9 protein-coding genes, 1 pseudogene and 1 CRISPR repeat array are annotated in these 14,215 nt (G+C 54.4%); of the genes and pseudogenes, 9 read left to right on the forward strand and 1 reads right to left on the reverse strand.

Annotation, left to right across the window (positions count from 1 at the left end; all coding sequences use genetic code 11):
* Positions 1–7 precede the first annotated feature (7 nt).
* The 9 genes and pseudogenes from cysH to OGW44_RS24255 all read left to right on the forward strand — a co-directional run.
* Positions 8–742, forward strand: a complete 735-nt coding sequence (cysH, locus tag OGW44_RS24215; RefSeq protein ID WP_185654468.1) for a phosphoadenosine phosphosulfate reductase — start codon at positions 8–10, stop codon at positions 740–742.
* 191 nt (positions 743–933) lie between these two features.
* A complete protein-coding gene (gene cas3, locus OGW44_RS24220; RefSeq protein ID WP_185654469.1) occupies positions 934–3,621 on the forward strand; it encodes a CRISPR-associated helicase Cas3' in 2,688 nt (895 codons plus the stop codon).
* An 18-nt stretch (positions 3,622–3,639) separates the two neighbouring features.
* Positions 3,640–5,202, forward strand: a complete 1,563-nt coding sequence (casA, locus tag OGW44_RS24225; protein ID WP_185654470.1) for a type I-E CRISPR-associated protein Cse1/CasA — start codon at positions 3,640–3,642, stop codon at positions 5,200–5,202.
* On the forward strand, positions 5,195–5,800 hold the full coding sequence (gene casB / locus OGW44_RS24230) for a type I-E CRISPR-associated protein Cse2/CasB (RefSeq protein WP_053090388.1): 606 nt from the start codon (positions 5,195–5,197) through the stop codon (positions 5,798–5,800). The genes casA and casB overlap by 8 nt, the downstream gene beginning before the upstream one ends.
* A 14-nt stretch (positions 5,801–5,814) precedes the next feature.
* Entirely contained in the window at positions 5,815–6,873 is a 1,059-nt protein-coding gene (cas7e, locus tag OGW44_RS24235) for a type I-E CRISPR-associated protein Cas7/Cse4/CasC (protein ID WP_049268521.1), read from the forward strand.
* Positions 6,874–6,882: 9 nt separating this feature from the next.
* Positions 6,883–7,605 (forward strand): type I-E CRISPR-associated protein Cas5/CasD, encoded by a 723-nt coding sequence (cas5e, locus tag OGW44_RS24240; protein ID WP_185654471.1) that lies wholly within the window; start codon positions 6,883–6,885, stop codon positions 7,603–7,605.
* Positions 7,605–8,264, forward strand: coding sequence for a type I-E CRISPR-associated protein Cas6/Cse3/CasE (gene cas6e, locus OGW44_RS24245; protein WP_049268523.1), 660 nt, complete (start codon positions 7,605–7,607; stop codon positions 8,262–8,264). The genes cas5e and cas6e overlap by 1 nt, the downstream gene beginning before the upstream one ends.
* Positions 8,261–9,175: a type I-E CRISPR-associated endonuclease Cas1e gene (cas1e, locus tag OGW44_RS24250; protein ID WP_185654472.1), complete on the forward strand. Its 915-nt coding sequence runs from the start codon at positions 8,261–8,263 to the stop codon at positions 9,173–9,175. The genes cas6e and cas1e overlap by 4 nt, the downstream gene beginning before the upstream one ends.
* A gap of 9 nt (positions 9,176–9,184) precedes the next feature.
* Positions 9,185–9,238 (forward strand): annotated as a pseudogene (locus OGW44_RS24255) (type I-E CRISPR-associated endoribonuclease Cas2e); the annotation flags it as partial.
* 46 nt (positions 9,239–9,284) lie between these two features.
* A CRISPR array of direct repeats spans positions 9,285–12,909; the repeat unit is 29 nt; unit sequence GTGTTCCCCGCGCCAGCGGGGATAAACCG.
* A 34-nt stretch (positions 12,910–12,943) separates the two neighbouring features.
* On the opposite strand, the gene OGW44_RS24260 reads toward OGW44_RS24255, so the two are convergent.
* Entirely contained in the window at positions 12,944–13,990 is a 1,047-nt protein-coding gene (locus tag OGW44_RS24260; protein WP_019077559.1) for an aminopeptidase, read from the reverse strand.
* Between the last annotated feature and the right edge of the window lie 225 nt (positions 13,991–14,215).

Genomic DNA, 14,215 nt, shown 5'->3' on the forward strand with positions numbered 1-14,215 from the left:
GGTAATTATGTCCGTACTCGATCTAAACGCCCTTAATGACCTGCCAAAAGTCGACCGCATTCTGGCGCTGGCGGAAACCAACGCACAGCTCGAAAAGCTGGACGCCGAAGGGCGCGTGGCGTGGGCGCTGGAAAACCTGCCTGGTGAATATGTACTGTCATCAAGCTTTGGTATCCAGGCGGCAGTAAGCCTGCACCTGGTGAATCAGATTCACCCGGATATCCCGGTGATCCTCACCGATACCGGCTATTTGTTCCCGGAAACCTACCAGTTTATTGATGAGTTAACGGACAAGCTCAAGCTTAATCTGCAAGTCTACCGGGCGAAGGAGAGCGCGGCCTGGCAGGAAGCGCGCTACGGCAAACTGTGGGAGCAGGGCGTTGAAGGCATTGAGAAATACAATGAGATCAACAAAGTCGAGCCGATGAACCGCGCGCTTAAAGAACTCAATGCGCAAACCTGGTTTGCCGGTCTGCGCCGCGAACAGTCGGGCAGTCGGGCGCATTTGCCGGTGCTGGCTATCCAGCGCGGCGTGTTTAAAGTGCTGCCGATCATCGACTGGGACAACCGTACCCTTTACCAGTATCTGCAAAAGCACGGCCTGAAATACCATCCACTGTGGGATCAGGGCTATCTGTCAGTTGGTGATACCCATACCACCCGCAAATGGGAGCCGGGTATGGCGGAAGAAGAGACGCGGTTCTTCGGATTGAAGCGCGAGTGCGGATTGCACGAGGGGTGATAGTCTCATCAGCACCGGAAAATAGAGGGAAATATTTCTGGTGCTTATTTATATAATTCATCTTATTCATATTTATTATTATCTTGCATAAATACTTTATTTTGCGCGTTAAGGTGTGATTCTGATCACCGATATTATTTCTTAGTCTGTAATTCTCTTAATATATTTGGATTCGGACTTGTTATTAATAAATGGCTAATTACGCACCTTATTTTGCTTACTGGGGAAAAACCAGTAAAAAGGAAAATATTCACGACCAGGGGGATGCATACCATTTGCTGCCCTATCACTGTCTGGATGTGGCGGCCTGCGGTTGGCAAATGGTGATGCGCAATCGCTTTCATGCGGCAGATATCTTTGCCGAATTAGGTTTCTCCCGGGAAGAGGCTGCGCGCTGGTTTGCCTGGATACTGGGGCTCCACGATATAGGGAAATTCGCGCGGGGTTTTCAGCAGCTCAATAAGACGTCTTACCCGGATTTGGTGCCCGGTATCAGCGGGATTGGCTATCCTGAACGACACGACTCGCTGGGATACTGGTTCTGGCAGGGGTTGAGAAAAGCATGGCCCAATGCGTTACCTGCGTTAACACGCGAAAGTGAAAGAACGCTGGATATCTGGCTCAACGTCGTCACCGGTCATCATGGTCTTCCGCCATTAAAGGATGTCAAAGGAAGCGTTGCTTTTACCCCCGAAGACAAAGTGGCTGCCGAAGAATGGATGGCGGCGCTCTCTTCTCTCCTCAATGTCACTGATTTCCCCGACCGGTTTTGCGACAAAATCTGGCGTAAAAAACTCTGTCAACAAAGCTGGCTGCTGGCTGGACTGACAACGCTTGCGGACTGGATGGGATCGAACCAACATGATTTTCCACTGGTCAGTACCGTTATGCCAGATAGCGCGTACTGGCAGAGGGCCTTAGCACAGGCCACGCACGCGCTGGCGCAACTTCCTCAGCTTTCTTCGGTAGATACCCACCGTAATCCGGCCGATCTGTTCCCGTTTATTCAGCACTTAACGCCGCTTCAGCAAAGCGCTATGGACATAGCGATTTCAGCCGAAGGCCCACAACTTTTTGTACTGGAGGATGTGACCGGTGCAGGCAAAACGGAAGCGGCGCTGATCCTCACCCAGCGGTTAATGGCTCAGGGGAAAGGTGACAGCCTGTACGTTGGACTGCCGACTATGGCAACCTCAAACGCCATGTTTCAACGGCTGGCAACGGCTTATCGCGCGTTATTTGTAGCAGAGCAACGCCCGTCGCTGGTGCTGGCGCATGGCTCAAGCGGCATGTCGGAGGCCTTCACGCATTCCCTGTGGTCATCGCGGAATGCCGGACAATCTGCCTATATACCGGATGAACAGGCTGCCAGCAGTACCTGCAATATCTGGTTTGCTGATTCACGCAAGAAATCGCTGCTGGCTGAGGTGGGGGTCGGAACTCTCGATCAGGCATTAATGGCCGCCATGCCATTTCGTCATCAGTCTCTACGTTTGCTCGGGCTGTATCGCAAGATCCTGCTTTTGGACGAAGTACATGCTTATGACAGCTATATGGTGCGTCTGCTGGAAGGGCTACTGACCTTTCATGCGGCTCAGGGCGGTAGCGTCATCATCCTGAGCGCCACGCTGCCCTCGTCTTTACGCCATACGTTACTGAATGCTTTCCAGCGCGGTATTAACGGTGCTCCCGTTATTGCCGATCAAAATGCAGGCTATCCCTGGCTTTCGCATCTCAGTTCGCAGGGGGTATCTGAACGCTATATTCCCACGCGTCCTGAAGTGGCTCGTCGCGTTGCGGTGCAGTGGCTCAACGATCCGGACAGCGCCCGCGAACTGATCCTCCGCACCGTTGAAAGCGGGCAATGCATCTGCTGGATCCGTAACACGGTGGATGACGCGATTACCGTCTATCGCCAGTTGCTGGATAGCGGGCTTGTTCCACCAGAAAACCTGCTGTTGTTCCACAGTCGTTTTGCATTTATCGATCGTATGGCAATAGAAAATCGGGCGCTGGAATGGTTCGGAAAATCAAGCACACCAACGTTGCGGCGCGGCAAAGTGCTGATCGCAACACAGGTTGTGGAACAGAGTTTGGATCTGGATATCGACGTCATGATTAGCGACCTGGCCCCGGTCGATTTATTGATTCAGCGCGCAGGACGTTTACAGCGCCATATTCGCGATCGACACGGGGCGCTAACCGGGCAGATGCCAGATGGTCGTCTGTCTCCAGCGTTGCACATTCTGGCGCCGGAGTGGCAACCGGAAGCGGAAAGTGGCTGGCTGGGTGAACATCTCAAAGGTACAGGCTATGTCTACGAAGACCACGCTTGCCTGTGGCGGACACAGGCAATATTGCGCGACAAAGGGGAGATTCGCATGCCGGAAGATGCGCGCGAACTGGTGGAAAGCGTATACGAAGCATGGATAGCCGCGCCCGTTGGCCTGCAAGCTCAGGAGGATAACGTTTACGGCAAAGATCTCAGTGTGAAGGCTGCCGCAAAGCAAAACATTCTGGATTGGGAAACAGGCTATCACCGTACCGCAAGCATGGCGGGATGGAGTGACGACGTGGAACTTTCCACCCGATTAAGCGAGCCCACCGTCGATTTGTTTCTTGCCTGGCGGGCAGAGGGAGGATCGCTGCAATCCTACGCCCGGCTGGAACCGTTTTCCTGGCAACAAAGTCGCCTCTCGTTGCGGGAAACGCTATGGCAGAAAATTGCTGCTAACGCGCCGTGTTTGCAGGGGGAAGAACTCGAACATTTTCGCCACGAAATTCACAACCCGAATGCACAGGTGCTGCTACTTACAGAGGGGGACGCGTCGGCAGTTTATAGCAAGGCGTGGGGGTTATCGAGCCAGCATTTGCAGTAATTTATTTCAGGAGGAATCATGTTTTCACTTATCACGGAGCCCTGGCTGCCGGTTATCGACAGGCAGGGGCAGCGGCGAAAAATTTCGCCAGGCGAGTTGGCTGATAATGACATTATCGAACTGGCGTGGCCGCGCGCAGATTTTCAGGGGGCGGCATATCAGTTATTGATTGGCCTGCTACAAACGGTATTCGCGCCGGAGGATGAAGAACAGTGGGAGGATATCTGGGAAGATGGTATCGATCCGGACCGCTGGCAAAAAGCGCTGGAACGCGTGGCGGTTGCCATGCAGTTTGGCCCACAGAAACCCGCTTTTTTGCAGGATTTTTCTGGGCTGGATGTTAAAAATAGCGCAATCGCCAGGTTATTGATTGATGCTCCCGGCGGCAACACTGTTAAGTTAAATAAAGATCACTTCGTAAAACGTCGTATTTATCGGCATTTTTGCCCGCACTGTGCAGTGATGGCGCTTTATACCGTTCAGACCAACTCCCCTGAGGACGGAGCCGGGGGGCGTACCAGCATGCGCGGCGGTGGACCGCTGACGACGCTGTTAATGCCAGTTCAGCCAAATGAGCCGCTGTGGCGCAAACTTTGGCTGAATGTTATGCCTGGGCAGCAGCAATGGCAGGATGAGCAACTGGCTCTGATTTTCCCGTGGCTGGCCGCAACCCGCAGTAGTGAAACGTCAAAAAATAGGGTGACGCCCGAAAATGCACATCCGCTCCAGGCCTATTGGGGCATGCCGCGACGGCTGGAAATTGATTTCAGCCATACGCAAAGCGGCGAGTGTGATTTGTGCGGTGAGCCTCATCCTGCATTGCTCAGCCAGATCCGCAGCAAAAACTACGGCGTGCAGTATGACGGCTGGGTTCACCCGCTTTCACCGTATCGAAAAGCGCTGAAAGACGCGGCGTCATCGATGCTGGCGCTCAAGGGACAACCTGGTGGTCTGGTCTATAAAGACTGGCTGGGGCTGGCGATGAAGACGGAAGATAAACTGAATTGCACGATCCCTGCACGCGTTGTGCTCGAGAATCCAGAGCCGGGAGCTACCGGATTATGGTGCTTTGGTTTTGATATGGATAAAGCCAAGGCGCGCTGTTGGTATGAGCATCGTTTACCTCTGATCGCGCTATTTGCCGATGAAGCGGAAAGCTTTAAAGACCTGCTTTCAATTGCACTCGAACTGGCGATCTCCGTTCGACCTCTTCTCGTTCAGGCGCTTAAACAGGCCTGGTTCGGGAGTCCTAAAGAGGCGAAAGGGGATTTCAGTATGGTGGATATCGCCTTCTGGCAGCAGACCGAGCCAGGATTTCGTCAGCTATGGCAGACGTTAAGCCAACATCCTTCTTCTCTTCAGCCTCAGGCGCGCGCCGCGCTGCGGGAGTGGGGAGAGAACCTGCAACGCGGGTTGCTACAAATATTCGACCAGAGCGCTTTTACCAACCCCGATAATACGGCTGATTTGCAACGAATTTTGTCTGCCCGGCTCAGTCTTATCAAGAATGTCAAAAAACTCACCAGCCTGAAAACACTGAAGGAGCTCGCTATGGAACATAAGGAGCAGGCGAATGTTTGAAACTAACACCGGAAAAGAGCTGATTATTATCGACGGTGCGCCTGGCATTATTCGCCGTTGGTTTCGGAGTTTGCAGGAACGCAATAGCGTCGATGCTGCTTTTACAGGCAATGGTCGGGCCTGGCGAGCAGAGCTGCGTCATGCGGTTTTACCGTATGGGGCGCTCACCAGCCAGGCTTTTCATCATCTGAACCGTGCGCTGACGGACGTAGAAAAGCAGGCCAGCGACAAACTGGCATTAGCCATTTTTACAGGCATTGCGGCCCATGCCCATCACGACAACGCCACCGGCTCTTTCGCCCGCCAGCTTGGTGAAGAGATTAAAAGCGGCCCCTGCCTTTCACGTCAGCGTTTCGATCGCCTGTTGGCGGTCAGAACCCCGGCGGAACTCTCCAGTCAACTGATTCGTGCGGTAAAACTGCGCGGTGACCAGGGCGTTAACCTTGTGTCGCTGGCTGACGGGGTTTTCTTATGGATGCGTGAATGGCAGGCGAAAGAAGCACATCTGGCGGCTGAAAGTAACCCTTTTAAGCGCCTCTCCGTACGCTGGGCCAGTGAATATCTGCAGGCTGGCGAAAAATCTCCCAGGAACAAATAAAAAGGATTTCACTCATGACGACATTTATTCAATTGCATATTCTGACGGCTTACGCCCCCGCTAACCTGAACCGTGATGATACCGGACGTCCGAAAACCGCCATTATGGGCGGGGTAGAGCGTCTTCGGGTCTCCTCACAAAGTCTCAAGCGCGCATGGCGTACCTCGGAAGTTTTTGAAAGCGCTCTTAGTGGACATATTGGCACCCGTACTCGCCGTCTGGGCAGTGAGATTTATAAACATCTGCTGGCTGGTGGAGTTGCAGAAAAGATGGCGCTTTCCGCCGCTGGAAAAATAGCCAGCCAGTTCGGCAAATTAAAAGCCGATAAAAATGCGAAGGCGGAAGAGAACCTGAATATCGAACAACTGGTGCATATCAGTCCGGATGAATACCGGCATATAAACCAACTGGTTGAAACGCTGATTGCGGATAAACGTGAACCGGAAGTGAGCGAGCTGAAGCTGTTACGTGAAACTGCCAGCGGCGTTGATATCGCGCTGTTTGGTCGCATGCTGGCGTCCAGCCCGGCGTTTAACGTTGAAGCCGCTTGCCAGGTGGCTCATGCTCTTGGCGTCAGCGCCGTTACGGTTGAAGAGGATTTCTTTACGGCAGTGGACGATCTGAACCGTAAAGAGGATGACGCCGGGTCGGCGCATATGGGTGAGAAGGGCTTCGCCTCTGCGTTATTCTATTCTTATATTTGCATCAGTCGCGACCTGTTACTGGAAAACCTCAATGGTGATAAAGCCCTGGTCGCGCGAACCCTTAAGGCGCTGGCCGAAACGGCGCTCACCGTCTCGCCAACCGGAAATCAGAACAGCTTTGCCTCGCGTGCTTACGCATCTTACGCACTGGTGGAAATGGGACGCCAGCAGCCTCGCGCGCTTTCAGTCGCTTTCTTTAATCCTGTTCGTGGAGAAGATCAGCAGACACAGGCCATTCAACGCCTGAAAGAGCAGCGGCAGAAGTTTGAACGCGCTTACGGGTCACGTGAGGGGGAGCGCCACTACGAGATGAATGTGGAATCGGGCGAAGGTTCGCTCCAGGAACTGCTGGAGTTTGTCAGCCAGTAAGGAGTTGCGATGTCCCGCTATCTTGTTTTTCAACTTTACGCGCCGTTGATGTCCTGGGGCGAAGCCGCCGTGGGCGAGGTGAGGCACAGCAACGCTGTGCCCAGTCGTTCAGCATTATTGGGATTGCTTGCTGCCGCCTGTGGTATCCGGCGTGAGGCTGCTCATCTGGATGAGTTTAACCGACACTACCATTTTGCCATACGACCGTTTTCTTCCCGCGAGCAATGGCTGCGTGACTATCACACTGTCGAAGTACCAAAAGAGAACAGAAAGCGCATTTATTTCACTCGGCGTGATGAGCTGGTTCTGGGGCAGGAAGATCTCAACAATCCGATGATCACCACCCGCGAATATCGGTGCGATGCGCTGTTTCATATTGCTGTTAAGGAAACTGAAGGGGCACCGATAGTTTTGGAAAAACTGGCAGCTGCGCTGGAGGAGCCTGTATTTCCTCTGTATCTGGGGCGAAAATCTTGTCCTCCAGCCCTGCCGCTGGCGCCGCTGATACTGGACGGAACGTTGGCCCACGTTTTTTACCAGGCAGAGCAGGCGTTGATTTGCCCGGAACTGGCGGCAATCACTACCGCGTCCGATCTTTGCTATTGGGAAGGCGAGCCGCAGGGCGTTGTGCCTGCTATTTCCGTTCAGAGAAGCGATCAGCCACTCAGTAAAGTACGCTGGCAGTTTACTACGCGTAGTCAGTTTGCAGGCCAGCTCAGGGAGGAAAAATAATGTTTCTGTCACGCGTAACGCTGGACCTCGGCAAGCTAACGCCTGAAATGATGCAGAAGTGGCAGAGCGCCAGCCCCTATGCCAGTCATCAATGGCTTTGGCAGCTTTTTTCTCATCAGGATGAACGCCGTTTTCTGTTTCGCCATGAGTCTGCAGAACGGGGTGAGCGTTTTTATGTGCAGTCGGATGTTCCACCTCTAGATGGGCATAATATTTTTGCCGTAGAGAGTAAACCGTTTCAGCCACATCTGACAAAAGGCATGTTTCTGTATTTTTCGCTACGCGCGAACCCCGTTATCACCCGATCCGGTAAGCGTAGCGACGTGATGATGGATGCCAAATACCAGGCAAAGCAGAAAGGGATACCTGCTGAACAACACTGGCCACTGCAAATCATCGCGGCGAATAACTGGCTACGCCGTCAGGGGGAACAGCATGGTTTCATGCTTCCTGATAAGCAGGATTACGTGGTGAGTTACCAGCAACAACGTTTCAGTCGACTGACCGGGGAACGTCCTATCAGTTTTGGTAGCGTTGATTTTGCGGGACTGTTACGGGTAGACGATGTGACGCGTTTCTCTCACGCTCTCAGGAATGGGTTTGGTAAAAGCAAAGCGCTAGGCTGCGGTCTGATGTTGATTCGGCGAGGGGAACAATGAATTGGCTACCGCTGAGCCCCATCCCAATGAAAGATCGTACCTCAATGATCTTTCTGCAATACGGGCAGATTGATGTGATCGACGGTGCGTTCGTGCTGATCGACAAAACGGGAATACGAACGCATATTCCGGTGGGATCGATAGCCTGCATTATGCTGGAGCCAGGCACGCGCGTTTCTCATGCCGCGGTGCGACTGGCGGCAACCACAGGTACCTTACTGGTATGGGTTGGTGAAGCAGGTGTACGACTTTACGCCTGCGGACAGCCGGGAGGCGCGCGTTCAGACAGACTGTTGTATCAGGCAAAGCTGGCGCTGGATGAAGAACTCCGGCTGAAAGTAGTGCGTAAAATGTTCGAATTGCGTTTTGGTGAGCCTGCTCCCAGCCGTCGCTCCGTTGAACAACTCCGCGGCATCGAAGGCGCGCGGGTACGCCAGAGCTATGCTCTGCTGGCAGAGCGCTACGGTGTGAAGTGGCATGGTCGACGTTACGATCCTAAAGACTGGGGAAAGGGCGACACGGTTAATCAGTGTATTAGTGCTGCCACATCCTGCCTTTATGGTATTACCGAAGCCGCGGTATTAGCCGCAGGTTACGCACCTGCTTTTGGTTTTGTGCATTCCGGTAAGCCGCTCTCTTTTGTGTATGACATTGCTGATATCGTCAAATTTGATGGTGTTGTTCCGGTTGCTTTCGAGATTGCTGCCCGTGCGCCAGTCAGTCCAGATAAAGAGGTTCGTCTGGCCTGTCGGGATATATTCCGCAGCCAGAAAACGCTGGCGCGGATCATCCCATTGATTGAGGAAGTACTGGCTGCCGGGGAAATTGAAATCCCTAAACCTTTTGCAGATGCCCAGCCTCCGGCGATCCCTGAGCCTGTTTCATTGGGCGATGCAGGTCACAGGGGGTAGCGCATGAGTATGCTTGTTGTTGTCACCGAAAATATTCCTGCTCGTTTGCGCGGTCGTCTGGCTGTCTGGTTATTAGAAGTTCGCGCAGGTGTTTATGTTGGCGATACCTCACTTCCCCGCGCCAGCGGGGATAAACCGACGATCCCGATATTTGGTTAGAGGCAATCGGTGTGTTCCCCGCGCCAGCGGGGATAAACCGCCATTCGACGAAATCAGGAGCATGGCGGATGAGTGTTCCCCGCGCCAGCGGGGATAAACCGCCGTTCCGGTTATCTTGCCTGTCTGGTCAATAGTGTTCCCCGCGCCAGCGGGGATAAACCGCAGGCCATAACCGGGCGCTACACGCTCTCATAGTGTTCCCCGCGCCAGCGGGGATAAACCGCATCACGCCAGGGGCGCACCAGGCAGACGCATGTGTTCCCCGCGCCAGCGGGGATAAACCGTTGATAAAACAGTATGGGGTGCTCATCGTCTTGTGTTCCCCGCGCCAGCGGGGATAAACCGATTCTGCTGCTACGACGGGTTTTAGTTTTTTGCGTGTTCCCCGCGCCAGCGGGGATAAACCGCTGAATCGTTCACAAATAGCCGGGATTTTCAAGTGTTCCCCGCGCCAGCGGGGATAAACCGAATTTTTTTCCGGTACAGAACAAGAAGCAGAAGTGTTCCCCGCGCCAGCGGGGATAAACCGCTCACCGTTTGCGTGGCACCATTGAACGGGCTGTGTTCCCCGCGCCAGCGGGGATAAACCGAAACGCAACGCGGCCTAACCTGGTACAACTATGTGTTCCCCGCGCCAGCGGGGATAAACCGGTCCAGCAAACGTCACGAGCACCAAAGATACTGTGTTCCCCGCGCCAGCGGGGATAAACCGGGCAAGCAAAACGGGCTGGTTAGCTGGAACGAGTGTTCCCCGCGCCAGCGGGGATAAACCGCCCTAAAAATAATGATATAGCAATACCGATTTGTGTTCCCCGCGCCAGCGGGGATAAACCGGTTGCTGTGATTTCGATTATTGGTTTTTTTGTGTGTTCCCCGCGCCAGCGGGGATAAACCGAAAACGCTCCAAATAAATAATCATCGAAGTGTTCCCCGCGCCAGCGGGGATAAACCGGCGACCGCGCCGATTTAGCATAAACTGCATTGGTGTTCCCCGCGCCAGCGGGGATAAACCGCGAGGTAACGGAGCGAGCAACGAACCTGTACCGTGTTCCCCGCGCCAGCGGGGATAAACCGCGATTCGGGCGAATAGCTGTAACCTTCCGGCAGTGTTCCCCGCGCCAGCGGGGATAAACCGGGCGAAACACCGCGTAAATTGGGAGGCTATCAGTGTTCCCCGCGCCAGCGGGGATAAACCGGATTTATTACATCGCACGTTCCGTTAATAGCGGTGTTCCCCGCGCCAGCGGGGATAAACCGCGCCGGGATTCATCGTCACGACGCGGATAGCCGTGTTCCCCGCGCCAGCGGGGATAAACCGATTATCAGCATGCATTAGAGCGTATTGCGGATGTGTTCCCCGCGCCAGCGGGGATAAACCGAACCAGTTTCGATAACAAAGGCGGTGGTGTTAGTGTTCCCCGCGCCAGCGGGGATAAACCGATCTCACTTTATTTCTTAAACGCCTTCGTAAAGTGTTCCCCGCGCCAGCGGGGATAAACCGGACGGTATTATTTTTACTGAGCCTACGCGCACGTGTTCCCCGCGCCAGCGGGGATAAACCGGGCGTGGTTTGGCCGTGGTGATACCTGCCAGTGTGTTCCCCGCGCCAGCGGGGATAAACCGAGATCTCGTTACGGATGACAGGGCTTGTAACCGTGTTCCCCGCGCCAGCGGGGATAAACCGATACCTGAAAATAAAATAAAAACATCCTGGTTGTGTTCCCCGCGCCAGCGGGGATAAACCGCACGCGAGGTGATTGCCCCGGGCGCTCCCCGTGTGTTCCCCGCGCCAGCGGGGATAAACCGGAAGAGCGGTTCCTCGTGCTGGTGGTGGATGGGTGTTCCCCGCGCCAGCGGGGATAAACCGGCTGGCCGAACATTCCATTACCACCGGTTCCGGTGTTCCCCGCGCCAGCGGGGATAAACCGCAAAATATTAAAGTCGATGCCCTTGGTTTTAAGTGTTCCCCGCGCCAGCGGGGATAAACCGCTGCATGAATAGTATAAACATTATTGTTAACGGTGTTCCCCGCGCCAGCGGGGATAAACCGGCGCCCGCGCCGATTTAGCATAAACTGCATTGGTGTTCCCCGCGCCAGCGGGGATAAACCGCCCTGGCGGGCAATCCATGCCTGGTTATGGCCGTGTTCCCCGCGCCAGCGGGGATAAACCGAAACTCGGCATTACCAAAGGTATCTGGCGTCAGTGTTCCCCGCGCTAGCGGGGATAAACCGGGATTTTATTTCTGACGCAGCAAACCACGCCGGTGTTCCCCGCGCCAGCGGGGATAAACCGCTACCTATTGCGCTATCTGTCAGCGGCTAACCGTGTTCCCCGCGCCAGCGGGGATAAACCGGTGCTGCAAAAAGAGCTAATTGGGACCAATGAGTGTTCCCCGCGCCAGCGGGGATAAACCGTAGGCGGCTTGAATCCGTCGCGGTTGCATCCAGTGTTCCCCGCGCCAGCGGGGATAAACCGGAGACAAACAGTGAGCAAACAAAAACCGACGAGTGTTCCCCGCGCCAGCGGGGATAAACCGCCGGTGATATCGAAATCAAGCGTGAGCATCGTGTGTTCCCCGCGCCAGCGGGGATAAACCGGTTTATTGCTTTAACGCTGATGGCGCTGATCAGTGTTCCCCGCGCCAGCGGGGATAAACCGGGGAAATACGACTGTTTCCGTGGGCAGCCGCTGTGTTCCCCGCGCCAGCGGGGATAAACCGGAATTTAAAATGACAACCACTATCAATCTCGCGTGTTCCCCGCGCCAGCGGGGATAAACCGCGCGCGCGCGTTTCCGCTGGCAACACAGAGAGGTGTTCCCCGCGCCAGCGGGGATAAACCGTCCCCCAATGGCTTCAATTTTACGGTGGTGATGTGTTCCCCGCGCCAGCGGGGATAAACCGTTCCACAACAACAACAGCCCGACCTTTCCCCAGTGTTCCCCGCGCCAGCGGGGATAAACCGTTTATTAACGAGTCTGTCAAACTTGACTCTAAGTGTTCCCCGCGCCAGCGGGGATAAACCGGCTATGAACAGTGAGCGCCGCCGAGTTGGTGGGTGTTCCCCGCGCCAGCGGGGATAAACCGTTAATCCCATGGTCATATCACGGTAATTCACAGTGTTCCCCGCGCCAGCGGGGATAAACCACGAGGCACAAAGCGAGGTAACGGAGCGAGCACGTGTTCCCCGCGCCAGCGGGGATAAACCGTCGCTCAGCTAGAGGGGAAGCGTTCAAAGATTGTGTTCCCCGCGCCAGCGGGGATAAACCGTCGCTCAGCTAGAGGGGAAGCGTTCAAAGATTGTGTTCCCCGCGCCAGCGGGGATAAACCGTCGCTCAGCTAGAGGGGAAGCGTTCAAAGATTGTGTTCCCCGCGCCAGCGGGGATAAACCGCAGATTACGGCGGATGAATACGCATACGTGCGGTGTTCCCCGCGCTAGCGGGGATAAACCGAAAACGGTCCCATCCGACAAAAATAACCATCAGTGTTCCCCGCGCCAGCGGGGATAAACCGCATTACCCGGTCATCATTATGGACAGTATCGAGTGTTCCCCGCGCCAGCGGGGATAATCCACTTTGAAAGCAGAAATATTATGGAGCTGGATGGGTTACGAGGATTTACCCGCCTTTGCCAGTTCTTTCACCAGCGGGAGCATAATGCGTACCACGTCGCGGCTACGGTGCTCTATCCTGCCCGGTAAGGCTTTATCGATATGCTGCTGGTTATCCAGTCGCACATCGTGCCAGCTGTTGCCTGCCGGGAACGAGGCGCTTTTGGCGCGCTGTTGATAGCCATCTTTCTTGCCCAGACTCCAGTTGGTTGCTTCAACGGAGAGCACGGCAATGCCCGCATCGTCGAAGACCTCTGCATCGTTACAACATCCAGTACCTTTCGGATAGTTTTTGTTCAGTCCCGGATTGGTGCTGGCTACGATACCGCGGCTGTGCGCGATGGCCAGCGCCCGGTCACGCGTCAATTTTCGCACCGCTTCCGGGGTTTTCTTACCGCTATTGAAATAGAGCTTATCGCCGACGATCAGGTTATCGAGGTTGATAACCAGCAGCGTATTTTTCTTCTCGGCGGCGCTCATTCGCTTCAGGATGTTCTCCGCGCCCAGTTTGCCTTCTTCCTCGCCGCTGGTGGCGATAAATCGAATGCCGTACTGCGTCGGCACGTCTTTGAGTTTTTCCGCCAGTTCCAGCATCACGCCAAGTCCTGCGGCGTTGTCATCAATACCTTGCAGGGTCAATCCACCCAGATTGGCATCGGAATCGGCGTCGCTCTGCGCGGCGTAGGTGTCGAGGTGCGCCATGATAATAATCTGCTGTGGCGCTTTACCCTCATGTGCGGCAATAACGGTACTTCCCGTGACGTTATGCCAGTTTTTACGGTTATTTTTGGCGGTATAAACATAACGGCTATTAAACGTTCGAATATCACTGCTGTAGCCCATCTGCTGAAATTGCTGACGGATATAATCAGCAGACAACATTTCTGCCGGAGAGCCCGTTACGCGGCCTGGGAAAAACGTTGCGATATATCGAGCCTGGGTATTTGCGATATCTCCAGGTTTGGAAGATGTTGCCTGTGCGGGAAGGATAAAGCACGCGCCGAGCGCCAGGATTGCAAGAAGGGGGCGCGTTGCGGAAAACATAATGAGTCCTTAAATACCAAGCAGAAATTTTTAGCCGCTAGTATGAAACCGTGATCGAGGTAAAACAATTTCATTTGCTCCTAAATGCCCGAAATTCGGTAGCTTAAGCACTTTTTGATATTTGCTTTTCCGGATCGTTATTCCTTTGAGGAACTACTCATTCCAATTCGTAATTTCATTCGCCCTCTTGCCCTCCCTATAGTCAGGTTATCTGAGCATCGTTAG

The sequence above is a fragment of the Citrobacter sp. Cb023 genome, assembly GCF_030336805.1.
In the GTDB taxonomy this organism is placed as follows: domain Bacteria; phylum Pseudomonadota; class Gammaproteobacteria; order Enterobacterales; family Enterobacteriaceae; genus Citrobacter; species Citrobacter braakii.

Coding starts and splice junctions, on each gene's coding strand:
- cysH (WP_185654468.1), top strand. CDS start 8: ATGTCCGTACTCGATCTAAACGCCCTTAATGACCTGCCAAAAGTCGAC.
- cas3 (WP_185654469.1), top strand. CDS start 934: ATGGCTAATTACGCACCTTATTTTGCTTACTGGGGAAAAACCAGTAAA.
- casA (WP_185654470.1), top strand. CDS start 3,640: ATGTTTTCACTTATCACGGAGCCCTGGCTGCCGGTTATCGACAGGCAG.
- casB (WP_053090388.1), top strand. CDS start 5,195: ATGTTTGAAACTAACACCGGAAAAGAGCTGATTATTATCGACGGTGCG.
- cas7e (WP_049268521.1), top strand. CDS start 5,815: ATGACGACATTTATTCAATTGCATATTCTGACGGCTTACGCCCCCGCT.
- cas5e (WP_185654471.1), top strand. CDS start 6,883: ATGTCCCGCTATCTTGTTTTTCAACTTTACGCGCCGTTGATGTCCTGG.
- cas6e (WP_049268523.1), top strand. CDS start 7,605: ATGTTTCTGTCACGCGTAACGCTGGACCTCGGCAAGCTAACGCCTGAA.
- cas1e (WP_185654472.1), top strand. CDS start 8,261: ATGAATTGGCTACCGCTGAGCCCCATCCCAATGAAAGATCGTACCTCA.
- OGW44_RS24260 (WP_019077559.1), bottom strand. CDS start 13,990: ATGTTTTCCGCAACGCGCCCCCTTCTTGCAATCCTGGCGCTCGGCGCG.